The 22449-nt window shown below is 68.3% G+C and carries 19 protein-coding genes; 14 read left to right on the plus strand and 5 right to left on the minus strand.

Going from position 1 to position 22449, the window contains the following annotated elements:
- Window positions 1–43: 43 nt before the first annotated feature.
- Entirely contained in the window at window positions 44–637 is a 594-nt protein-coding gene (locus STBA_RS36620; protein WP_143659525.1) for a hypothetical protein, read from the plus strand.
- Window positions 638–857: 220 nt separating this feature from the next.
- Complete coding sequence (locus STBA_RS38365; RefSeq protein WP_216355943.1) at window positions 858–1343, plus strand: hypothetical protein; 486 nt, start codon at window positions 858–860, stop codon at window positions 1341–1343.
- A gap of 148 nt (window positions 1344–1491) precedes the next feature.
- Here STBA_RS38365 and STBA_RS19380 read toward each other — a convergent pair whose 3' ends face one another.
- Both STBA_RS19380 and STBA_RS19385 read right to left on the minus strand, forming a co-directional pair.
- On the minus strand, window positions 1492–2004 hold the full coding sequence (locus STBA_RS19380) for a GNAT family N-acetyltransferase (protein WP_077060461.1): 513 nt from the start codon (window positions 2002–2004) through the stop codon (window positions 1492–1494).
- On the minus strand, window positions 2001–3449 hold the full coding sequence (locus STBA_RS19385) for a hypothetical protein (protein ID WP_077060462.1): 1449 nt from the start codon (window positions 3447–3449) through the stop codon (window positions 2001–2003). Before STBA_RS19385 ends, STBA_RS19380 begins: the two co-directional genes overlap by 4 nt.
- Window positions 3450–3695: 246 nt before the next feature.
- On the opposite strand from STBA_RS19385, the gene STBA_RS19390 reads away from it, so the two are divergent.
- The gene (locus tag STBA_RS19390; RefSeq protein ID WP_079252027.1) at window positions 3696–4604 is read left to right on the plus strand and encodes a phosphotransferase; all 909 of its coding nucleotides are present in this window, start codon (window positions 3696–3698) and stop codon (window positions 4602–4604) included.
- Window positions 4601–5551, plus strand: coding sequence for a radical SAM protein (locus STBA_RS19395; protein WP_077060464.1), 951 nt, complete (start codon window positions 4601–4603; stop codon window positions 5549–5551). The genes STBA_RS19390 and STBA_RS19395 overlap by 4 nt, the downstream gene beginning before the upstream one ends.
- Before the next feature lie 57 nt (window positions 5552–5608).
- Here the strand turns inward: STBA_RS19395 and STBA_RS19400 are convergent, their stop codons facing one another.
- Window positions 5609–7078, minus strand: coding sequence for a peptide deformylase (locus tag STBA_RS19400; RefSeq protein WP_077060465.1), 1470 nt, complete (start codon window positions 7076–7078; stop codon window positions 5609–5611).
- Window positions 7079–7347: 269 nt separating this feature from the next.
- Between STBA_RS19400 and STBA_RS19405 the strand changes: the two genes are divergently transcribed.
- The 8 genes from STBA_RS19405 to STBA_RS19440 all read left to right on the plus strand — a co-directional run bounded on the left by STBA_RS19405 (window position 7348) and on the right by STBA_RS19440 (window position 17178).
- The gene (locus tag STBA_RS19405) at window positions 7348–8595 is read left to right on the plus strand and encodes a class I SAM-dependent methyltransferase (protein ID WP_079252029.1); all 1248 of its coding nucleotides are present in this window, start codon (window positions 7348–7350) and stop codon (window positions 8593–8595) included.
- Window positions 8596–8723: 128 nt separating this feature from the next.
- Complete coding sequence (locus tag STBA_RS19410) at window positions 8724–9440, plus strand: uracil-DNA glycosylase family protein (RefSeq protein WP_077060467.1); 717 nt, start codon at window positions 8724–8726, stop codon at window positions 9438–9440.
- Window positions 9441–9533: 93 nt separating this feature from the next.
- A complete protein-coding gene (locus STBA_RS19415; RefSeq protein WP_077060468.1) occupies window positions 9534–10313 on the plus strand; it encodes a hypothetical protein in 780 nt (259 codons plus the stop codon).
- A gap of 200 nt (window positions 10314–10513) precedes the next feature.
- Window positions 10514–12274 (plus strand): AMP-binding protein, encoded by a 1761-nt coding sequence (locus tag STBA_RS19420; protein ID WP_077063433.1) that lies wholly within the window; start codon window positions 10514–10516, stop codon window positions 12272–12274.
- A complete protein-coding gene (locus STBA_RS19425; RefSeq protein WP_077060469.1) occupies window positions 12271–13407 on the plus strand; it encodes a beta-ketoacyl synthase N-terminal-like domain-containing protein in 1137 nt (378 codons plus the stop codon). The genes STBA_RS19420 and STBA_RS19425 overlap by 4 nt, the downstream gene beginning before the upstream one ends.
- Window positions 13404–14426, plus strand: a complete 1023-nt coding sequence (locus tag STBA_RS19430; protein ID WP_077060470.1) for a beta-ketoacyl synthase N-terminal-like domain-containing protein — start codon at window positions 13404–13406, stop codon at window positions 14424–14426. Before STBA_RS19425 ends, STBA_RS19430 begins: the two co-directional genes overlap by 4 nt.
- 98 nt (window positions 14427–14524) lie before the next feature.
- Window positions 14525–16054: an RNA-guided endonuclease IscB gene (gene iscB, locus STBA_RS19435; RefSeq protein ID WP_253194836.1), complete on the plus strand. Its 1530-nt coding sequence runs from the start codon at window positions 14525–14527 to the stop codon at window positions 16052–16054.
- Between the two features lie 122 nt (window positions 16055–16176).
- Window positions 16177–17178, plus strand: coding sequence for a thioesterase domain-containing protein (locus STBA_RS19440; RefSeq protein WP_077060472.1), 1002 nt, complete (start codon window positions 16177–16179; stop codon window positions 17176–17178).
- Window positions 17179–17254: 76 nt separating this feature from the next.
- On the opposite strand, the gene STBA_RS19445 is transcribed toward STBA_RS19440, so the two are convergent.
- Window positions 17255–17650: a hypothetical protein gene (locus STBA_RS19445; RefSeq protein ID WP_077060473.1), complete on the minus strand. Its 396-nt coding sequence runs from the start codon at window positions 17648–17650 to the stop codon at window positions 17255–17257.
- 535 nt (window positions 17651–18185) lie between these two features.
- Between STBA_RS19445 and STBA_RS19450 the strand changes: the two genes are divergently transcribed.
- On the plus strand, window positions 18186–19286 hold the full coding sequence (locus STBA_RS19450) for a phosphotransferase (protein ID WP_079252030.1): 1101 nt from the start codon (window positions 18186–18188) through the stop codon (window positions 19284–19286).
- A gap of 181 nt (window positions 19287–19467) precedes the next feature.
- Here STBA_RS19450 and STBA_RS19455 read toward each other — a convergent pair whose 3' ends face one another.
- Complete coding sequence (locus STBA_RS19455) at window positions 19468–19995, minus strand: NUDIX hydrolase (protein ID WP_077060474.1); 528 nt, start codon at window positions 19993–19995, stop codon at window positions 19468–19470.
- 394 nt (window positions 19996–20389) lie between these two features.
- On the opposite strand from STBA_RS19455, the gene STBA_RS19460 reads away from it, so the two are divergent.
- The gene (locus tag STBA_RS19460) at window positions 20390–22330 is read left to right on the plus strand and encodes an ABC transporter ATP-binding protein (RefSeq protein ID WP_077060475.1); all 1941 of its coding nucleotides are present in this window, start codon (window positions 20390–20392) and stop codon (window positions 22328–22330) included.
- Window positions 22331–22449: the final 119 nt, after the last annotated feature.

A 22449-nucleotide genomic window follows, 5' to 3' on the forward strand; every position in this document is an offset into this window, starting at 1 on the left:
AGACATCAACCATGGGGACCGCGCGTCCCCCGGAAGGAGACCGGTGACAGATCCCATCGGGTACATGGCCTCCACCGCAAAGGTCATCGAGCACTTGGAGGCCCGGCGCGGCAGCGGCGGCTCTCCGGAGTACCTGGCGGCCTGGGAACGGGCCCTGCACGTCGTTGACGGCCTGCTGGAGCCGTTCCGGGAGAAAGAGCGAGCCTCCAACCGTGCCGAGGTCGGGGAGGCGATGATCCTCGTCGACGGCGGCACGGCACTAGCTGTCGCGTTCTACACGATCGCCCGCGAGAACGGCATCGCCGTCTCCGAGGTGACCCGGCAGCCGCTCGAGCACCTGGTGCACTGGGAACAGGTGCAGGCGATGCGGAACGAGCAGCAGTGGTCCGACCTGATCATGTCCGGGCAGCTCGTTCCCGAGGGCCGCATCATGGACGACTGGGAGACACGGCTGGCCGCGCTCGGCCACGCGATGACTGACCCGGCCGATCCGATTGTGCCCGTGTGGCATCACCTGCGGAAGGACTACGGCCCTCCCGATCCCAACTCCCCTATGTGGGAGGACTCCACCATCATCGTCGGGATCGCTGGCTACCTGGGCATGAAGCGCATACTCCGCGACTGGCCGGCCGTCTAACCGGCATACCACCCTCCTTGCCAGGCGCGGAATCCGATCCTTCGCGTTCTGGGGGCGGGGCAAGCTGCCCGGTCAGGTGGCAGAACACGCGCCGGAGATCCACGCCGACACCGTCGAGTCCGCGCGGCCACCACCCTCCATGAGGTCGCCTCTCGGGCGCCTCCTCGCCATTCCGCCCGGAGCTCGGCTGATGTCAGTGCCATGGGGGAGGCTGGGCGCTATGCGTGCGTTCCCGTTCGGAGTTGGCGAACCCGATCAGCAGATCCCCGCCCACCTCACCGAGGTCGGCTCGGGCTGGCATCCACTGCTGATGCGCTTGCACGAACACCTGACCGCCCTGGCGCCCGACTACCGAGTAGAAGAGTTCATTCCCCGCCTGGGAGGCTTGCGTATCTACCTCGCGGACCGCTACGACGACGAGGGCGAGTTCAACGGCACCTGGGTCGACGTCTCGGGACAACTCGTCGACGCGGCCCGGGTCGAAGCGGAACGAACCTGTGAGTCCTGTGGAGGGCCAGGACGTATCCGCTTCCATGGTGACCGGCGCGGTACACACCTGCGAGCACTGTGTGATCGGTGCCACACTGCTCGCTTGACGTGTGAGGATGTCTCCGCGCTGGACGACGGGACCCCGCGCATCGTGACCACGGTCCTCGTAGGGACAGAACCAGACAGGGGCGGCACAACTGAGGAACCACACCCTTGACCAGCGGCGTCACGACGACGGGGCGGGTACTCCTTCGCACCCCGTACGAATGCCCTCGCTCCAAGACGGGACGCGGTCTTCAGCGAGCGTGCCCTTCAGATGATCGAACGGACACCCTGTTCCGTCTACTTCAGGACCTCCGGTCGGCTCAGGACTCGGTTGGCTGAACGCATTTGATCATGGCTCGATTCACCTCTAGGTTCCTGCCAGGCACATAGGAGGCGGTGAGCCGGTAACCACTGGCCTCGTAGAGGGCAAGAGCGGCCTCGTTGCGGGCGCCAGTTTCCAGGATGAAGCGGGAGATCCCGCGACCAGCGGCTTGCCGCTCCAGGTGATCGAGGATGCGGCGGCCCAGTCCTCGGCCGCGCGCGGTGGTTGCTACGTACATGCGCTTGATCTCCGCGGTACACGGGGCAAGGAGCCGCCATCCGCCGCATCCGACCGCTCCGGAGATGCCCTCATAGCGCGCTATGACGAACAGTCCGTGCTCTGGATGAAAGGCGTCTTCCGGTGTTTCCTCGGGATCGTCGGCGAACCCGTAGAGGGCCATTTGCTCCTCATGGAGTGCCCGGGTGAGGCGCCGTGCGTCGGGGTGGCTGTACGGCACGGCGGTGAGGTGCGGGCTTGGCAGGTAGGCCGGTGCCGCGGGGAGGTGGCTCATGCGGCTGATAGTGCCCTGTCGACAGCCGCGAGCGCATCCGCGCCGCTGGAGGTGTGGATGCGGGAGCCGGCTTGGCGGCGAAGGTGGGCGAGCAGGTTGCGACAGCGGATGGACTGGACCTCGTCCAGGTGAGACGCGAGCCGGTGCAGCGTGTCCACGGTGGACGTCGCGTCACGGGAGAGAAGGTGAGCGCGGGCGAGGTGGATACCGTGCAGCAGGGCGGAGCGCTTGAAGCCCGTGGTGAGACCGTGGTCGGTAAGGGGGGTGAGCAGGTCGGTGGCTTCGGAAAGGAGGCGATTGGCTCGGTGAGGTTGGGAGGCAGCGAGTTCGACGAGTGCGTGGCCGGATTCGGCGGCGACCTGGTCAGGGGTGAAGTAGTAGAGCGCGGGCGGATGGTGCTCGGTGCCGGGGTTGTCGAGCAGGGTGCGGCATAGTTCGGTGGCTGCACGGAAGGCCCCGGCGTTGCCGGCGGCGGCGTGGGCGGTGGCGAGGCGGCCCAGAGCACGGGCACGGACGACCGGGGCGCTGCGGGCGGTGTGGTCGACCGCGGCTTCAGCCAGGCGTAGCGCGGAGGCGGCTTTGTGGCGGGCGGCGTGCTGGTAGGACAGCATCCCCAGCACGTTGGCGATGGTGTCCTCGTCGTCGGCGGCGCGGGCAAGGCGGATGCCGAGGAGTTGGTAGCGCTGGGCGGCGGCGGTGAGATCGGCGTCGAAGGCCATCCAGCCGGCCAGTTGTGCCATGCCGCTGGCGATGCCGAGCAGCCGTGTGCCGACGACAGGGGTGTAGCGGCTGTTGTGTAGCAGGTCGAGGACGCCGGCCAGTGCGTTGCGGACGTAGCGCTGGGACAGGGCTCCGCCTCCGGCGGTGTCGTCCAGGCGGCGGAGGTCCGTGAGGTGATCTTCGAGGACGTCCGTGTGCGGGGGGTCTACACGGTCGGCGCCGGGGCCCGCCAGGAGCACGGGCGCCTGGGGATTCTTCCGGGTGGCGTCCCAGACGGCGGTGAACAGATCGTTGTCGCCGACGGCGTATAAGGCGGCTTGGTCACCGGGAGAGGTGGTGGTCCACGCTGCGGCGACGGCCAGGACGTCCGTGAGCGGGCGAGGGCCGACGAGGCCGTCTGTGGCGGTCTTCAGCTGTTCCGGACGGCCCGGCTGGGTGCCCCACAAGCCGGCGGCGGTGTACGGGCAGCCGGTGGCCTCGGTGAGCAGCGTGGCCACCGTGCGGCGTACCGTTCCCGACCGTGGGGCGCTGCCGCGCAGCCAGCCCTGTGCCGCGGTGAGGTGCAGGATAGGCTCGCCGATCGCGGTGAGACGGGGGTTCAGGGCTCGTACGAGGTCTCGGGATGACCAGCCAGCGCGTTTGAGGGCCTCGGTGAGCGTCTGGTTGGTCCCCCGCGTGGCGAGAGACGTTCCCCTTGATGTCGATGTGTCGCGCACAGTCGTCACATCGGCACGGTACGCCAACTGCCCTGCACGGCACCGGTTTTCGCAGCTTTTCGCAGTCCCGTCGGGACATTCTCAACGTTCGCGGTGATCCTCCCTGCCACCAGCTGATCTTCCGGTGTGTGCTGGTGCTCCGCCCGGAGGTTGTTCGGGTGGTGACGGCCCCGTTTCCCGCAGGGCCGCAGTTAGGGATGTCCGTACGGCGCGAGGACCGGATGTCGGCTGCCGCGCCAAGGTGGTGGAGAGCTCATGTTGCATTCCGCACCATTCGGTCAGGTGCTTGAGCACGTGACGCAAGAGCTGTCGGGGTTCATGCGCGACAGAGATGATGGACAGTCAGCGGAAGCTGCTGGAGGCGGCGTTCGAACGGCCGTCGGCGCTGGCCGACCCAGGGGCGGCGCGGTGTGGCAGGAGACCCGCGCCGGGAGCCTGTCGGTGTACGTCAAGCGCCACACCTCGGTCGGCCCGTTCGAGCGCGAGCTGCGTGCGTTGCGGCAGATGCCGGACAGGCTGGCGCCCCGCGTGGTTGAGCACTACGCGCAGCCGCCGACGCTGGTTCTGGAGGACGTACCCGGTGTCCGGCTCGGCGATTCGGCGGCAGGCAAGGCAACGCAGTGGCTGGACACGGCTGTGGAGACCGTGGTCGCCTCGGTCGGCCTTCCCGGCCCGTGGCCGGAGGACCCGCCCCCCGAACTCGACGAGCTTCAGGTGGGCTTCGCCGCGGCTCTGGCCGCGAAGGTGCCCGCCAGCGTGCGAGCGCTTCGGAGCACGCTGCATGACCCGTTGAGAATCCCCTGCCACGGGGACATCAGCCCGTCCAACATGCTCGTCGACGCCGGTCCACCGGTCCGGGTGCGGCTGCTGGACTACGAGTTCTACGGTCCGGGAGATCCGCTGGCCGACATCGCCGCGCTGTGCCTGACCCCCTCGGTGGACATCCCGGCAGCCATCCGCCTGGCGGCGTTGCGACGTGGACGCGCGCTGGTCGAGGAGAAGACCGGGCTGTCGCTGGCCGACCGGATGGCCGGCGCGATCACCCTGTGGGCCGTCCAGTGTGCGGCATGGCATCGCCGCCACCGCGGCACATTCCGTTTCGAGCAGGCTGTGCTCGACCACGCCCGCATGGGCATCGACGCATCCGTAGGAGAGGACCTGTGACGAGCACCCTCGGCGATCGCTGCCGCTTCCGTCCCCCGGAGACCGGCGCGACGGTCATCTGGGAAGTCACCGACTTCTGCAACCTCGCCTGTACGCACTGCCTGTCGGACTCCTCACCGGAGCGCTCCCGCCAGGACGACCTGGAGACGGCTCGGATGATCTCAGCCGTCCGGGAGATGACCGAGGCGGGAGTGACGGAGTTCTACTTCTCCGGCGGTGAGCCGTTCGCGCGCGAGGACTTCAGCGACATCATCGCCGCGGTGGACCCCGGGGTGGCCGAGGTGTACTGCAACACCAACGGCTACTACGTCACGCCGGAGGTCGCCGGCGCGCTGGCGGGAACGGCGCTGCGGCGGATGACCGTCAGCATCGACGGGCACGACCGGGCCGCTCATGCCCTGGTCCGCGGAAAGCCGTCGTCCTTCGACCGTGCCGTTGCCGCCGTGCAGCACCTGCTGGCGGCGAACGTTCCGGTGCGGGTCTCTCACGTCGTCCACCCCGGCAACGTCGACCATGTCGAAGAGTTCTGCGCCACGATGGCCCGCATCGGCGTGGACGCCCTCCTGATCAACAGCGTCTTCCTCGCCGGGCGAGCCGCCCGGCACCCGCAACTCCTCCTCCCCTCCGAGCGCCAACAGGACCTGTTCGACGAACTGACCGCCTTGCAGGACCAGTACGCCCAGCGCGGCATCCAGATCGACCACAGCCTCGGCACACCGGAACCCAACGACACACCCGGCTGCCCGGCCGGCCGCCGAGTGTTCCACGTCGCACCGAACGGCGACCTGTCCACCTGCTCCTGGCTGTACAAGCTGGACCCGGACCGCTTCCGGCTGGGGAACCTCAAGACCTCCTCCTACGCCAAGCTCCTGCCGGGCGTGGAGCCCATGATGGGGCCGGTCCGCGCCCTGGCCGCGTGCCGCCCGCTGCCGGTGATGGGCTCGTGACGCCGTCAGCCGCACTTGGGCCGGTGCTGGACGAGACGTGGCAGAACTCGATGCGGCTCAGCCGTACGTCCAGCGCTGGCCGGTCCCGCGGTACTCCTCTACAGGGATCGGCTGCACACCCGGTCGCATGCGCTCGCCATACAGCACGCCGCCCAGGTGGTCGACCTCGTGGTGGACGAGCCGGGACAGGCCGTGGGTGAACCGCGACAGGTGGGTGGAGCCGTCGAGGTTGCTGTGAGCGACGACGATGCTCAGCGGGCGAGGCACGAGTCCTCGGACGTCGAAGAAGCTGAGGCAGCCTTCGTACTGCTCGTCTTCGTCCTCGGAGGCCTCGGCAACGTGGGCGTTCAGCAGCATGATGGGCTCTGTCCCGGCATCGGGTGGAAAGACGACGGCGGCGGAGCGGTCGATCCCGATTTGAGGGGCGGCGATGCCCATGCCCTTGCCGAATGTGTGGAGTTGGCGAACGCGGCCGACTGCGTCCATCAGCTCGGTAATGACCTCCTGGGCCTCTTCAGCCTCGGTGGGCAGGTCGAAGGGACGGGCGGCGCGGGCGAGGACGGGGTCGCCGTCCTGGACGATGCCAGCGTTGGCCATGGCCTGGCTCGCGGACAGGGTGCTCACGGGGTCGTTCGCTTTCTCGTCGGCTGCGTTCTTCAGGCGCCATTCGAGGCGGAAGCGGGCGTGCAGGGGCGGGTCGAGGGTGGCCCAGGAGAAGACGCTGTGCTCGCCTCGTTCCGTGCGCTGCGGGGGTGTGCGCAGTGGGGCGAAGTCGGCGCTCATGGAAGTCTCGGTTCCCCAGACGGACGGTTCACTGTCTCGGGGGAAAGACAGTTCCACAGCCAAACGCCTGGTGGGCAGTCGCACCGCGCGCTGGAACCAGGGACCCCATTTCTCGGCGCCGACGCAGTACGAGTAGGAGATTTCGGCTTCCTGGCCGGGGTAGAGAGGGAAGCGGCTCGTTGGGTTCTGGAACTGGAGCCACACCTCCTTGAACGCGTCCCGGTCGTGTTTGACGGTCCAGCCCATCGGCTCGTCCGCGCAATGCGCCGTGAGCTGGAGTTCTTCCCAGGTCAGAGGGTTGCGGCGGTAGAGGGCGTTGGACCGTTCCGGTTCGGAGGGGTATCGGTCGACGGCGATTCGTACGAGGTAGCGGGTGACGGGCTCGGTGCCGTTGTTGTGCAGGAGCCTGCGCATGCTGAGGTGGAAGCGTCCGTCGTCGTAGCGGAGCGCCGCCTCGTCCTCCAGGACCAGCAGGCCAGTGCTGGACGGCGGGTCGTTCTGTTCGGCCGCCTGCGGGGAGGCGTCGGTGCGCTGCCATGCCCGCCACAGTGCTCCGCCGGCGTCGAGTTCGGTGTCCGCCCGGCGGGCGAGCTGGGAGCTGCCGTGTTCCCGGCCGGCCTCAAGGTGGCTCACGTACGAGGGGTCGATGTTCAGGCGCTGGGCGAGAGCTGCCTTCGACAGGCCCCGCACGCTGCGCCAGTGCGTGAGTTCCGCAGCGAACGTAGCCCGCTCCTCCCTCTCCAAGGTGGCTGTCCTCTCCGAGAGTTGCTGACGATCGTGAGTGAGCGCTCCTCATGGTCGCCTCATCCTGCCCAATTGAAGCCCAATGGTGGTAGGCAGCGGCCCCGGCGAACCTCCAGGACGGCGTGCTCGTCGTCCTCCAACCGTTGCCGCAGCGACCTCATCCGAAGATCACGTTCCGTGTCACTACGAAGGATGCCCGTGAAGGTGATCACCCGCTTGGTTCTGCAAACCAACAGGAGGGTCAGTTCCGCCGAGGGACAGAGGCCCACATGAGTCCGAACAGTACCTACTGGATGAAATACGCCATTCGCGTCGCACAAAGGGCGTCGCAATCAGGTCGGCGGGTCGGCGTTGCGCTCGTTTCTGAATACAACGAGTTGATTTGCTCCGCCTTCGAGGGAGAAGTCCGCGGCGCATCCTGGTATCGCATTCTGCGGAGCAGGATGCAGGAACTCGGAATATCCAGCACACACGGCGCATATCTGACAATCAACACCCTGTCGGTAAACCAGTCGTTTGAGCTTGCCGAGCTCTTGAAGGAAGTGCGCATCGACAGGGTTTACATCGGTCTGCCAGACCCCGCGCTGACGAGTTACCTCGACGACGATCCCGTCACTGCACGAGGTCTCGTACACCGCTTTCCCGACGATCTGCAGCGCGAGATCCTCGAGCAGAACCGAGACTTCTACGCAGCGAGCGAGCAGAATATCGAGTGCAACCCCCACTACTCCACACATCGCATTAGTGAAGCCGTCTCCACCGGGCTGAAGTCGAAGGGGTTCGCGCTTGCCAGGAGTGATGTCAATGCGAACAGGGGGAGGATCGCGCTCGCTTCGCTGATCTGCCAGAGGTATGGGATTGAGTACAAAGAGGCTGATCGCGCCGTAAACGACGCACTGTCCGAAGCCTTTGACGCGAAGTACGGCACCTATGACTACGCGTACGACGCTCGCACCGCCAACCTGAGATGGACCGACGACTTCATGTCGGTTTACAGGAGGTCGTCCACAAGGTCTCTGTCTGCCGTCAACATCATCAACGTCGGCGTCGGAGCCGGGCACGAAGCAGCAGCTTTGTTTGCAGATTGCCCGCAGATCACTTTCGTTGACATCGCAGAACGTGGCCTTGCGAATATAAGCGGACGCATTCCCTCGTCGAGGACTGTCGTCTCCAGCGCCGAAGACCTGTCTGCCCTGCCGGCGAACAGTTTCGATCTGTATGTCTCCTTGAGAACATACAACTCGTCGTTCTTCGATACGTCCGCAGCGGCCTCAGAGGCGCACAGAGTACTGAAGCCCGGCGCGGTGATTATCGTCTCCGTAGCCAACGGATTTCTGTATACTCAGCGGGGCTGCGTCATACCAGGGCTGATCATCCCCGGCACTGACTTCGTCGACATCTATCGCGGGATGGACACAGCCAATCTGATTGGCGCGGAGCTCGACTGTGCCGGATTCAAAGATATCCGAATGTTCCCAACAAGCACCGAGATCTACCTGTCAGCTGTCACCGCCTGAAATCTCCACCGTCCCCTCGAGCCAGCCGCATCCGCGACGTTCCAACAGTTTTGCGGGAAGGCTGAATCGCAGACGGCCGGGGGCGACCGGACTGTTCAGAGTGATCAGCGCGAAGGAAGGACTTCTGCATGAACGGGCGTACGACTGTTGCCCATCGGATCCTGCAGTTCAACGAGGAGCTTGCCGAAACGACGCTCGCGCTGTCTCCCGGATTCACGGTCATCAACCCGTTCAGCGGCCCCCAGAAGGAGCGTGTCCGCGAGGTCACGACTGCGTTCTACCACAAGTACTACGACGACGATAAGCCGCGCCGTCTGGTACTGGGGAGCTCGCCCGCCCGACGCGGCACGGCCGTGACCGGGGTCCCGTTCGAAGACGCCAAGCTCCTCGAAAGCGAAACGGGAGTCGATGTCGACGGCTATGCGGTGAGCCGGCCTTCCGCCGGATTTCTGCACGACGTCATCAGTCGCTACGGGGGCCGCGACAAGTTCTACGCCGACTTCGTCATGAGCTTTGTGTGCCCCCTTGGCCTGGTGAGAAAGAACCCCAAGGGAAAAGAGGTCAACTGCAACTACTACGAGAACAAGAAGCTGCTCGAAATCCTGCACTCTTTCCTCGTGGACACCCTGCAACGCCAGCTGGCATTCGGAACTGACACCTCGGTGTGCTACTGCATCGGCAGTGGCGAGAACTTCGCGTTCCTCTCGAAGGTAAACGAGGGCCAGCGCTTCTTCCAAAGGATCGTGCCCCTGGAGCACCCGCGCTTCATCACTCAATACAACCGGGACAGAGAGGAAGAATTCGCCGAAAAGTACCTCAGTGCCTTCCGTGGACAAGGCGATTAGTCGTTGCGTCCTCCGGAACGCTTGCCAACCTCTCAGCTAAGGCGGCGAAGGCCGTTGGCTCCCAACGCGCTGAAGGAGAAGGAGAACAGTACATTGGCGACAGAAGGCAGGGTCCTGGTCCACTTCGACTCGGAACGCGTGAGCGTTTACCGCCGCCGGGGCGGCGAGTTGAAACCACTCAAAAAGGAGCGGCTCGCATTCGAGGACAGCCGCGACCACGAGGTGCTGGCAGACGGAGTCGGCAAGTTCTGCGCCGGACTCACGGAGTTCAACGAGGTCGTTGACAACAAGACAACGCGCCTGCACGCCACCGGAGTCTTTCAGCGGCTCCCGCAACCGGAAGCAGCCGCACTGGTCAATAGCGTCTATGTCGACACCGGCCTCTATTTCAACATAGTCGGGCCCGAGCTGGAGCGGTTCTACCTGGAAACAGGCATGTCCGCGTGCGGATCGAACGACATGATGGACGGCCTGATCCGGCGGGAATTCCGGAATATTGTTGTCTGCGGCAGCTTCCAGCAAGAGCTGCGGCACATCGAGGACACCATCGCCCGCCTGCGCGAGAGCGGCAGCGAAGTGCTGAGCCCGCGCAGCACAAGAATCAAGCCGGAGACCGCGGGCACCGACTTCATCCTCTTCGACTACCAGGACCTCCTGAAGAACGACCGCGACACGTGGCGGCACAAGTACGTGCACATGGACGCGTTCAGGCAGGCCGACGCTGTCGTCGTATGCAACCCCGGCGGTCTCGTCGGAAAGGGAACCATCTTCGAGCTCGGCTTCATGTCCGCGCTTTCCAAGAGGATCATCTTCACGGAGGAGCCCCGGGGCGTTTCTGTCTTTTTCCCCTGTGAGGTCGGCCTGGAATCCTGAGCACTGCCGCTGAGCGCTGGCGGCAGCCCGTCCCGTTCTTTCACCCCTGACCGGAACCAAGCGGCGTTTCGGCGAACGGCGCAGGGCCGGGAGCAGGTCCCCGGCTCATCCGCGTTCTCCTACCACCCACATCTCACTCCTTGGCTACGAAGATACGGAAAGGACCCCCGCCGGTGCGCGATGCAGAACACATCGACACAATGCGCGACAGACTGCGAGAGATCGTGGCGTCTGTCCTGGAAGTGGAAAAGGAAGCCATCGAGCCTGGTGCCCTGTTCTACGAGGACCTCGGCATGAGCTCCTTAGAAAAGGCTGAGATCGTGGTCGCGATCGAGCGCGAGTTCGCAGCCCTGTCCGCTGAGGAAGCGGCAGCCCTCACCAGCCTGGACGCCGCGGTGTCCGTGCTCGGCGAGCGTACGACGGGCCTCCGCGGGGTCGACCTGATCGACCGCCTGGTGGCGGGTCATGTCTCCGCCGGCCGGGGCGAAAGGACCAGCTACCTCGACCCCGAGGCGGGGGAGATCACCTACGCCGCCCTCCTGGAGGCAGCACGTGGGTACGCGGGCGCCCTCAGGGCAGCAGGCGTGCCCGAGAGCGCCCGCGGCCTCCTGATCGCCGACGACTCCGTGGCGACCGTCGTCGCCGTCCTCGGCCTGTGGTGGCACGGCTGCGTCCCCGTGGTGATCAGCCCGATGCTCACGGACAACGAAGTCCGCTACATCGCCGAAGACTGCGCCGCCGCGATGGTGCACCTCGACGCCTCCCCCACGCGCCAACGCACCCTTGACGACCTGTTCGCCACGACCACCCGGTTCGCCGGCGCTGACGTCCGCGCTGCTCTAGCGACGGCCGAGCCCGGCCCCGCACACCGCCCGCAGGAAGCCGGGCCCCCGGCCGCGTGGAGCGCGGGGCGCGAAGCGCTCGTGCAGTACACCTCCGGAAGCACCGGCAAGCCCAAGGGGGTGCGGCACTCGGCGGGAGCGATCGCGGCCATGGCCGACGGCATCGCCACGGTACTGGCACTGACCCCGCAGGACACCGTGCTGTCCACTGCCCGGATGTCCTTCGGCTACGGCTTCGGCAGCTCCATCCTGTGCCCTCTGGCGGCCGGCTCCCGCGTCGCGCTCATCCGCGGCACGGCCGACGTTCACTCACTCACCGCCGCGCTCCGGCACCACCGGCCTACCGTGCTGTTCTCCGTCCCCCGGCTGTACGCGGCGCTGCTGCACGCATCCGAGACGACGGCGCTCGCCGCCGACTCCGTGCGGCTGTGCGTGGCGGCGGGCGAGAATCTGCCCGGTCCGCTCAGCGAGCGGATCCGCACCGCCTTCCAGGCCGATCTGCTCAACGGTCTCGGCGCCACCGAGGTGCTCTACATCGTCGTCGGCACGCCGCCGGGAAACGAGCGTCCGGGCACCTTCGGGGTCCCGGTGCCCGGGATCACCGCGACCGTCCGCGCTGCGGACGGCACGCCCGTCGCCGCCGGGGAGGAGGGCCGGCTGCACATCGCCGGCCCGACCGTCGCCCTGGGCTACATCGGCCGGCCGGAGGCCGCAGCGGTCACCTTCGCCGACGGCGGCGCCTACACCGGCGATGTGGTGCGCCGTGCGCCGGACGGCATGTTCACCCATCTGTGCCGCGCCGATGACGTGCTCAACCTGGGCGGCTACAAGGTCGTGCCGAGTGAGATCGAGAGCGTCATCCGCGGTGCGGAAGGGGTCCAGGACTGCGTCGTGGTCGGCGGCCGCGATGCCGACGGCCTGGAGCAGGCCGTGGCGTATCTGGTGGCCCGGCCGGGATCCGACGAGGCCGTGGTGCGGCGCGTGGTGATCGCCGCGATCCGTGGCGGTCTTGCCGCCTACAAGCGGCCCGCCCGTGTGGAGTTCCTCGACGAGCTCCCGACCACGTCGACCGGCAAGCTGGCCGCCTTCGAGCTGAGGAAGGCGGCTACCCAACCGTGACCTGGGACATTACGGGCATGGCCGCCGTCGCCAACATCGGCGCCACCCCCGGGGAGATCTTCGCTGCGCTGTGCGCGGGCCAGGAGAGCCGCACGCCCCTGAGGGCGTTCGACCCCGACAAGTACAGGGCGGCCTACGCCTACGAGATCGACGACCGGCCCGAGGGCGGCGGCGACATACCGCAGCGCGCCACCCGCTGGCTCACCACCGTCATTCGTCAGGCAGCCGGGGACGCGGGACTGGGCGAGGACCTGGCCCAGGTGCCCGTGCTGGTCGGGACCACCATGCGCGAGCAGCGCAGCCTCGAACTGTGGTGGCGCCACGACGCGGAAGTCGCCCTCGAAGACCTGCACTTCGGCACCGCCCTGAAGGCGGCCTTCGGGGCGTCCACCACGTACACCCTCGCCAACGCCTGCTCCGCCACGCTGTACGCGCTGGGCATGGCCACCGACATGATCGAGCTCGGCATGGCCGACACGGTCGTCGTCGCGGGCACTGACGCCGCCACCGAGAGCGGCTTCGGCACGCTCGACCGGGTGCAGAACGACATCCCCGACGCGCTGCGCCCCTTCGACACCACCCACAAGGGCATGCTGATGGGTGAAGGCGCGGCAGCCGTCGTCGTCCAGCGAGCCGGCACCGGGAACGGGCCCGTGCACGCCCGGGTGCGCGGTGTGTCCATGAACTGCGACGCTCACCACGCCACCGCGCCCGACGCCGACGGCATCACCCGCGCGGTGCTGGACGCCTACCGCAGAGCGGGGGTGCGGGCCCGCGACATCGACTTGGTGATGCTGCACGGCAGCGGCACCCCCCGCAACGACGCGACGGAGTCGAGCGTGCTGCGCCGCATCTTCCAGAGCGCTGGACCTGGTCCGCGGATGACCGCCATCAAGGCGATGACCGGCCACACCCTGGGCGGCTCGGGACTGCTCAGCCTCGTGATGGCGGTGCTCGCCATGAAGGAAGGGACGGTACCCCCGGTTCTGGGACTCGCCGATCCGATCCCGGAGGCCGCAGGGCTGGGCCTGGTGCAGGGCTCCCCCGCCTCCGACGACCTGGCCATCGCGCAGATCGACGCGTTCGGCTTCGGAGGGATCAACGCCGTCGCGATCGTGGAGGGAGCTCGATGAACGCGACGAGCACCGCGCATCCGAGGAACCCGAGCGCCCGGGAGGTCGTCGTCACGGGCATCGGACTGGCGCTCCCCGGTGTCGCGACGTACCGCGACCTCCTCGGACCCCTGCCCGCCGAGGGCGGCTTCGACCCCGCAACTGGACTCATCGGACGCGAGCTGCGCCACAAGGACCGCGCGTCCCGGCTCGCCCTGCGCGCCGCCGAGTTCGCCCTCCACGACGCCGGTCTCACCGACGCCGACACCACGTTCACCGGCGCGGCCGAGGCGACGGCCGTCGTGGTCAGCACCAATCTGGGCAACGCGGACAGCGTCTGCGAAGCCACCGACACCATCGCCGCAGCAGGCGTCATGGGACTCAGCCCCTTGGGCCTGCCCCAGACCTCAAGCAACGTCATCGCCGGCTGGGTGGCCATCCGCTACCGTCTGCGCGGCCCCAACCTCACCGTCTGCAACGGCGTCACGAGCGGTCTGGATGCCCTGGCCTGGGCCCGGAACCTCATCGTGACCGGGCGCGCCGACGCAGCCGTCGTCGTCGGCGTCGAACCCGCCAACGACGTGGTGACGAAGGTCCTCGGCCGGCAGTCCACCGACGCGGCGGTTGCGGTCGTACTGGAACCCGCGGACGCAGCCGCCTCCCGTGGCGCACGGCCACGCGCCACGATCACCGGCTACGCACGGGCCCGGAACCTCGCCGCCGCGCTGGCCTCCACCGGCGTGACCGAAGAGGGGCCCGTCGGGCTGTGGCTCGCGGACGAGGCGGAAGCCGCGGGGGCCGGGGCGGGCCATCTGCTCGCAGCCACGCGCCGGATCGACCTGGAATCCCAGCTAGGCCCGCTGTCCGGGGCGCTCGGCGTCCTGCAGTGCGCTGCCGCGGCTGCCCATCTGGAGAGCGGCGCCACCGGGAACGTCCTCGCCACGGCCGGAGGCCCTCACCACGACGCGACGGCCGCCCTGCTGCTGACCCCGTCGCCGGCCACTCGCCCATCCACGCAGGAACGAGGACAACACCCGTAACCGGATCCCCCTCGTAAACCGAGGGGGCTTTCAGCCGAGCTGGCTGAGGCCCGTGTGTTACCAGCCCGAGTCAACAAGCGCATTGGAGGTGACTGAAGTTGGCTACGTTCCGCGTAGGCGAGAAGACCGACCAAGCCGTGCTTCCTCAGCAGCTTGCTCTGGAACTCGACCCAGCAGACAACCCCGGGATCAGGGACGAAACGGGGGCCGAGCGCCGTAAGGCACCCGGCGCGGAACCTGGGCGAGAGGAGACCGCTACCGCTTCACCTGGCGGTAGCGGCGTCACCCCCAACCCCACGGTTGGGGAGAAGCCGCGTGAGCGGCACCCGTTCGTGTTCGTGCTGGACAAGCACGGGCATCCGTTGCAGCCCTGCACACCGGCCAGGGCCAGAAAGCTGCTCAAGAAGGGAAGGGCCGTTGTCCACCGGCATACGCCGTTCGTCATCCGCCTCAAAGACCGCACGGTCGCCGAATCCGAAGTAGACGGTGTGGAGCTGGGGATCGACCCCGGCAGTAAACACACCGGGATCGCGGTGTTCAGCGCGCAGGCCGGTCAGCGCCGGGGCCGCTACGCGCTTCAGCTCGACCACCGGGGCGCGGCCATCCGCAGGAAGCTGGAGCAGCGGTCCGCCTACCGGCGCGGACGCCGCACCCGGAATCTGCGCTACCGCGCCCCGAGATTCCTCAACCGGCGGCGTCCGGACGGCTGGCTGGCGCCGTCCCTTCAGCACCGTGTCGTCACCACGATGTCATGGGTCAAGCGGATCTCCCGCTGGGCGCCCGCGCGGGCGGTGCATGTAGAGCGCATTGCGTTCGACACCCACGCCATCAGCGCGGGCAACGCGCTGGAAGGGGCGGAGTACCAGCAGGGCACCCTGCACGGCTACGAAGCCCGCGAATACCTTCTGGCCAAGTGGGGGCGATCCTGCGCCTACTGCGGCGCGCAGAACACGCCCCTCAACATCGACCACATCCACCCTCGCTCACGCGGCGGCACCGACCGTCTCTCCAACCTGTGCGTGGCCTGCATCCCCTGCAACCAGACCAAGTCGAACCGGCCGGTCGAGGAGTTCGTCAAGAACAAGACCAAGCTCGCCAAGCTCCTCGCGCAGGCAAAGGCCCCACTGCGGGACGCCGCCGCCGTGCAGTCCACCCGCTGGGCCTTGTGGCGCGCCCTCGACGCGCTCCTGCCCACCCACACCGCCTCCGGGGGCCGCACCAAGTGGAACCGCACCCGCTGCCGGCTGCCCAAAACCCACACCCTCGACGCGTTGGCCGTGGGCAAGCTGGAGTCGGTCACCGAAACCGTCATCACGGTGCTGGCCGCCGGATGCACCGGGCGCGGCACCCACACCCGCACCCGTGCCGACAAACACGGCTTCCCCCGCCTACACATGCCCCGGCAGAAGACCTTCTACGGATTCCAGACCGGCGACCTGGTGCGCGCCGTCGTCCCCACAGGAAAGCACGCGGGCACACACACAGGCCGCGTGGCCGTTCGCGCTACCGGCAGCTTCAACATCACCACCCGATACGGCACCGCCCAAGGCATACGGCACAAACACCTACGCCTCCTCCAACGAGCCGACGGCTACGCCTACACCACCCGACCCGAACAAACAGACTGATCCAACCCGCGGGTCAGAGCACGGTCTTTCGCCTTGACGGCGAAATCCCCCTCCTTGCCCTACTCCGCAGGAGACTTCGTTCCTCCCTCGGCTAAAGCCGGGGGTATCCCGAAGGAGATCGGATGACCACGACGAGCGTGACCATTGAGCATCTCCGCGCCCTGATAGCCGGCGTACTGGAGACCGAGCCCGAGGAGGTCACCGACGGGGCGCACTTCGCCTACGAGCTCGACATCGACTCGCTGCTGATGCTGGAGATCTCGACCCGCGTGGAGAGCGCGTACGGCGTCCCGGAAAACGCCGTGGCAGCCAGCGGCGCCGCCACCCTCGCCGAGCTGCACGCCTTCCTCACCTCCAAGCTCACCCGCGAGACGCCGGCTTCCCCGCTCATCCGGCCCAGGCCGCTGAGCGACCCAACGGCGCGCCTGTTCCTGCTCCACCACGCCGGCGGCTCACACCTGCTCTACCGGGGCTGGGCGGAGCACTTCCCCCAGGACTGGGAACTGTGCCTCCTGGAGGCCCCCGGCCGAGGCCACCTGCAGGCACTGCCGCTGATCGACGACTGCGACCGGCTGGTCGACTACTTCCACACCGCCATCGCTCCACTGCTCGACCGGCCCTTCGGGTTCTTCGGCCACAGCATGGGCGCACTGATCGCCTACCAGCTCACTCGCCGACTCCTGCGCCAGGGGGAGCCGCTCCCCACCTGGCTGGGGGTATCCGCCTACGGCGCCCCGCGAGGCGAAGCCGGCGCCGACAGCCGCCCTCACCTGATGGCCGACGACGAACTGCGCGGCTGGCTGCGGAGCGGCGGCGGCAGTCCACCGCAGCTCCTCGACAACGACGACGTCTGGCGCAAGTTCGCCCCGGTGTTCCGCAGCGACTTCCAACTCGTGGACACCTGGACTCCTCCCCGCAGCCCCGAGCCGCTGCCCGTTCCGCTGTCGGTATTCGCGGGCGTGCACGACAGGCTGATCGGCGAGGACCGCCTCCTTGCCTGGCGAGCGTTCACGACGCACTTCCGCGGACTCGAAAGGTACGACGGCGACCACTTCTACCTGACGAACCACCAGCAGCCTCTCGCCGCCGCCATCACGGCCGCGATGCGCTCCGCAGCTCCTTGAGCCCGCTCTCACCACCACGCCACCCGCCAGACGATCAACTCCAACGGGGTGCTGGCGGAGGGTGCGGGGCGAGCCCTCAGGCGTCGGGGTCGACTTCGGGGTGCGTGAACCGCACGGGCCGGCCCAGCGACCGGGCGTAGGCGATCTCGGACCTGGTGCTGTCTCCGATGTAGTCGCCGACCACGAGCACCTCATCAGCGAGCAAGATCTTCGACCGGTGCAGCTCATCGAGTCGAACCTTCAGCGCCTCAGCCTCAACAGGATCGGACCACAGTGCGTGCGGCGACTTCAGGTCGCAACCCGGCTTGACGACAATCTTCCCGGGCCGAGCGGTGGTCTCCCGCAGCTCGGCCTCAGCCATTTCGGCCATGAAACGAGTGGAGCCGCAAATCGCAACAATACGCGGGAAACTCAGCTGCTTCTTCGCCTCGGCGAGCTTGTCCGCGGGGGTGATCACTTGCGGGGATGACACTGGTTCCTCCTGGTGGTGCGGCCCGAGGGATGCCTGCGGAGACGAGAACGAAGGCGTCCAAGATCATCTTTTGGTGAACGACGTGGACACCCGCGCGCCCGCACTCTATGCGACGAGCATTCCTGCCTGGTGCCGCGGCGCCCGCCGGTCGGCCCCACGCCCCGCCTGTGCGACGCCGAACAGGTCGCCCTTGCCACGAAAGGCCGGCGTCGGTTACCGCGTTCACCGCCTCGATCAGCCGCGTCACGCGGCAGGGGGCCGCGGTGTCGGCTTGGTCGGCCGGTCCCCTGCCAGCAGGCTGGTGGCGGTGCCGGGTCGGGCTCGAGTGCAGGGACAACCCGGACGAGGGAGGCGCGATCAGATGACCGCAGTGACGGAGCGTTGTCCGTCGGCGACCTTGCGGCCCCGGCGCGGCCCGCCGCGGCTCGCCTGAAGACCTGGCGGCCACGGTCCGTGCCCGCCGCCGGATCGCCCCGACCACCTGGCGCCCGCCCATCATCTGACCGCTATCGCTGTGCGCTTCCACGAGGAGACCATGTCCACCGCATCTCACCAGCCCGCCCCCAAGCCTGCCGCCGCGCCTTGCACACCCGGCCGCACCGCGGAGAGGAAGCAGATCGAGGCGCTCGCCGACACGCTCGTACTCGGGTACGGGCTGCACCCGGCAGACATAACGCGAATCCCGGAGGGCACCGCGACGGACAATTACGCGATCGTGGATCAAACGGGCCAGCGGCACTTCGCCAAGGTCTACCGCACTCGAGAACACCTGGATCTGGAGCGGACCTCGGTCGAACTGTCCGAGTACGCCGCCGACGGAGGCGTCGCGACCGCGCGGGCAACCCGCACGCGCGAGCACGAACCCATCGAGACCCACGGCCGCCTGCCGATGTCCCTGTGGTCGTACGTGCCGCACACCGCGACCGCCGAAGGCGGCCTGACGGGTGCACGGTGGGCAGCCGTCGGCACAGCGATGGGCCGCCTCCACAGCCGACTCGCCGCTCACCCCGCCGCCGCCCCCACCCTGGAACCCGGTGCCGCGGTGTGCGACGTGGCCGCCTCACGGGACCGCTTCGAGCACCTGATCCATGCGTACCAGCACATGCCCAGGCTCGGGGAGTTCGAGACGTGGGCGCTGCAGGCGGCGCGTGAGCGACAAGCCATCCTGGGGGACGTCGAGCGCACCCTCGCTTCGCTTCCACAGCTGACCGTCCAGGTCCTCCACGGCGACATGGCCGGCCCCAACGTCCTGTTCAAGGACAACGAGGTAGCCGCGATCGTGGACTTTCGACCGCCCGCACCCGGGTACCTCGCCTGGGAGATCGCGCGTCTTGGCTGCGACCCCAAGAGCGTGCTGGACAACAGTGCGGAGAGCTGGCTCACCGGATACACCGATCTCACCCTGGCCTACCGGGACGCCAACCCGAAGGCATCCGCGGATGACCTCGTGTCCTCGCTTCGTGTCGGCTGTGCAGCCATGCTCTGCTCGGCCTTTCCGCTGTCGGTACCAGTGGAACGACCCCACATCGCCGACGCCGCACTTGAGGCCTACGGGCGGGTGCGGCACGAGGCAGCGCTGATGCTGCTGGACCGGCTCCCTGTCTTGGAGGAGGCCCTGCGTGACGCTCTTCGCTGAGTTCATGACCCCCATGGCCGGCGTAACTCACGCAAGCCGCAACCCCGGACAGCGAACTCGCCTGTCCGGGCCCGCGGTAGCAGCAGGGCACTTAAGGGCCGGCCGAGGGCGCAGGGCCGGCGCGCCGAGCTCGGGATGGAGCCGGGCGGCGGCCGCGGTAGGTCAGGAGAGCGGGCGGCGATCATCTGGTGAGCTGGTCCACCCGGCGCAGGTCGTCGGGGCTGGTGTTGATCGCGGCGATGTTGGCGAGCCACTGCATCCACACTGGCTCGATGCCGGGCGCGGCCTCGAACTCGGCGTCCGTGATGCGTCCCTGGGCGTAGGCGACCGTCCGGTCTGCCAACTCCTGCAGAGCACCGGGAGTGATCCAGCGGACGTTCTTCGTCTCGTGGGCGCTCGGGGTGAGGTCGCCGGTGACGGTGGCCCGGTAGACGGTCCATTCATGGCGGTGGCCGGCGCTGCGTGCGCCGGGAAGGCGGCGGCATGGGTTGTCCCGCCAGCCGCCGGTGACGTGGGTGAGGCCGGTAACGGTGAGGCCGAGCTCTTCCTCGACCTCGGCGCGGCCCGCGTCCTCGGCGGTCCCGTGGTCGTCGATATGGCCGGCGGCAGGTGCCGTGCCGGGCGGGAAGGTGGCGCGGTCGAACATCAGGTAGCGGCCCTGGTGATCGGTGATGACGATGCCGACCGAGGTGTTGTCGCAGGTCTTCATGGTCGCGTTCCTGGTGGGTGCTGGAGGTCGGGCGGCGGGGCGGTCCTCCCGCTGCCGGGCTGGTCGAGACCGGCCGCTCGAAGGCGGCCACCAAGCACGTACACAGTCAGCTCCACACGGGTCGTGGCGTTCCGGAAGCCCCGCACTCTACAAGTCCGCCCGACCCCGCACGCACCAACGTCCTCTCTGGCGTACGGCGCTTGGGAACCTCGGCGATTCGGCCAACCGCCCTTGGTGGCAGCGCCGTTGCAGGAGCTGGGTCGGTGCAGTTTCCACGGTTCCTCGAACGCTCTATCCCGGGACTTCAGGACCGACCGAAAAACGTGTGTTCGATATCGGGGGTGGCGTCGTTGAACCTCGCGAACCAGCCGTGACCGACCGACAGGGGATTGACTTGACCTCGGGCAGCACAGCCGCACAACCGAGCACGGACGAAGCGGAGGGGACTCCACCGGACAGCGGGAGCACGGCGCAGGAGGAGGAGTTCCAGTACCGGGACGAGTCCCGGCTCCAGGCCGGCGCGCAGATGACGACGACCACGATGGCGCGGCGCCTGCCCGTGCTGGTGCGCCGGTCGTTGCGGATGGCGTGGCAGGTTGACCGGGGCGCGACGGCCGGCCTGCTCGCGTGCCAGATCGGCACCGGCGTGCTGGCCGCGCTTGGCCTGTTCGCCGTGACCGGGACCCTCACCGCGCTGATCGCCTCCGGCGACATCACCGAGCGGCTGCGGGAGGCGGCTCCGCAACTGGCCGTCATCGCCGTGGCCGCGGGTCTGCGCGCCCTGCTGGGGGTCACGGTGACCTGGCTGACCGGGCGGCTGAGGCCGGTGCTCGCCCGGGCCGCGGAAGTCAGCATGGTCGAGGCGGCTCTCGGCGCCGAGGCCGCGGCCAACAACAAGCCGGGGTACAACGACCAGTACGACATCGCCGACCGTGGCGCGCAGGTCACCCCCGACCTCGTGGAGGAAGCCCAGGACGTGCTGGCCGCCACGGCGACCCTCGCCGCTGGCGCGACGGTCCTCACCGTGATCCATCCGGTTCTGTTGCCTCTGCTTCTCCTGGCGTGCCTGCCGCAGGCCGCCGCGTACGTGCGCGCGGCCCGCGTGGTGTATCTCGCGAGCCTGGAGACGTCGGGGCGTCGGCGGATGCTGCACAAGCTGCGCTGGCACATGTCCTACATGGAGTCCAGCGAGGAGATGCGGGCCTGCCTGGCCGGCCCGTTCCTCCTCGGCCGTTACCGGCGCCTGGCCGCCTCCGTCAACGTCTCCGAGCGCGAGGCCGCGAACACCGGGGCCTGGATGGGCCTGGCCGGTGCGGCGGCCGGCGGAGTCGCCTCGGCTGCGGTCTGGGCGACCCTGCTGTGGCTCCTGGTCTCCGGCCGGATGGACCTGGCGGCCGGCGGCGGCGCGGTCTTCGCCCTGCAGACGGCGACCGGCTCCGTACGCGGCATCATCAACGGCGGGGCCCGGCTGGTGCGCACCGGCTGGTACGTGCAGGACTGGCAGAACTTCATCGACAACGCGCACGGGCAGGCGATGGTGGCCTCCCGTGGCTCCGAGGTACTGCCGGCGCCGCCGGAACGCTTCGAGGTCCGCGACGTCACCTACCGGTACGACGGTGCGGAGAAGGACAGCCTGGCCGGGGTGTCGCTGAAGGTACGGCGCGGGGAGATCGTGGCGCTGGTCGGGGAGAACGGGTCGGGGAAGACAACGCTGTCCCGGCTGATCTGCGGGCTGCTGCTGCCGACCTCTGGGGAAGTGGCCTGGGACCACACGACCACCGCGCGGCTGGAGCCGTGGGAGGCGTGGAAGCACGTAGCGGTAGCACCGCAGCGGTTCACCTACCTGCCGCTGACGTTGCGCGACAACGTCACCCTGGGGCAGGGCGACACCAGCGACGCCGCGCTCATGGCGGCCTGCGAGGCGTCCGGAGCCGCGGACATGCTGCCCGCCCTCCGTTCCGGCCTCGACACACTCCTGACCAGCGAATGGTTCGGCGGCCACCAGCTGTCCGGCGGGCAGTGGCAACGCGTCATCCTGACCAGGGCCTTTCACCGGAAGGCCGAGTTGCTGGTGATGGATGAGCCCACGGCCGCGCTCGACGCCCGAGCTGAGCACCACGTCTTCACCGGCCTGCGGGACCTGGCCAAGGACCGCGCCATCCTTCTGATCACGCACCGCCTCGCCAACGTCGCCGTGGCCGACCGGATCGTCGTCCTCGACCAAGGCCGCCTCGTCCAGGAAGGCACGTACGCGCAGCTCACCCGCGAACCCGGGCTCTTTCGGACCCTGTGGGAACTGGAGCAGCGCACCGGCGGCGCGCCCGATCCGACCTGATCTCCGCCCGCAGTCCTGAACCGACTCCGGCCGTTCGCCAACGGCCGGGGTCGGCCGACCCGTCGGCCTGGTCGGCCCATCCGGCACCCCGACGACCAACCCGACCGACACCCCCGGGA

It is taken from the genome of Streptomyces sp. MP131-18 (assembly GCF_001984575.1).
Classification (GTDB): Bacteria; Actinomycetota; Actinomycetes; order Streptomycetales; family Streptomycetaceae; genus Streptomyces; species Streptomyces johnsoniae.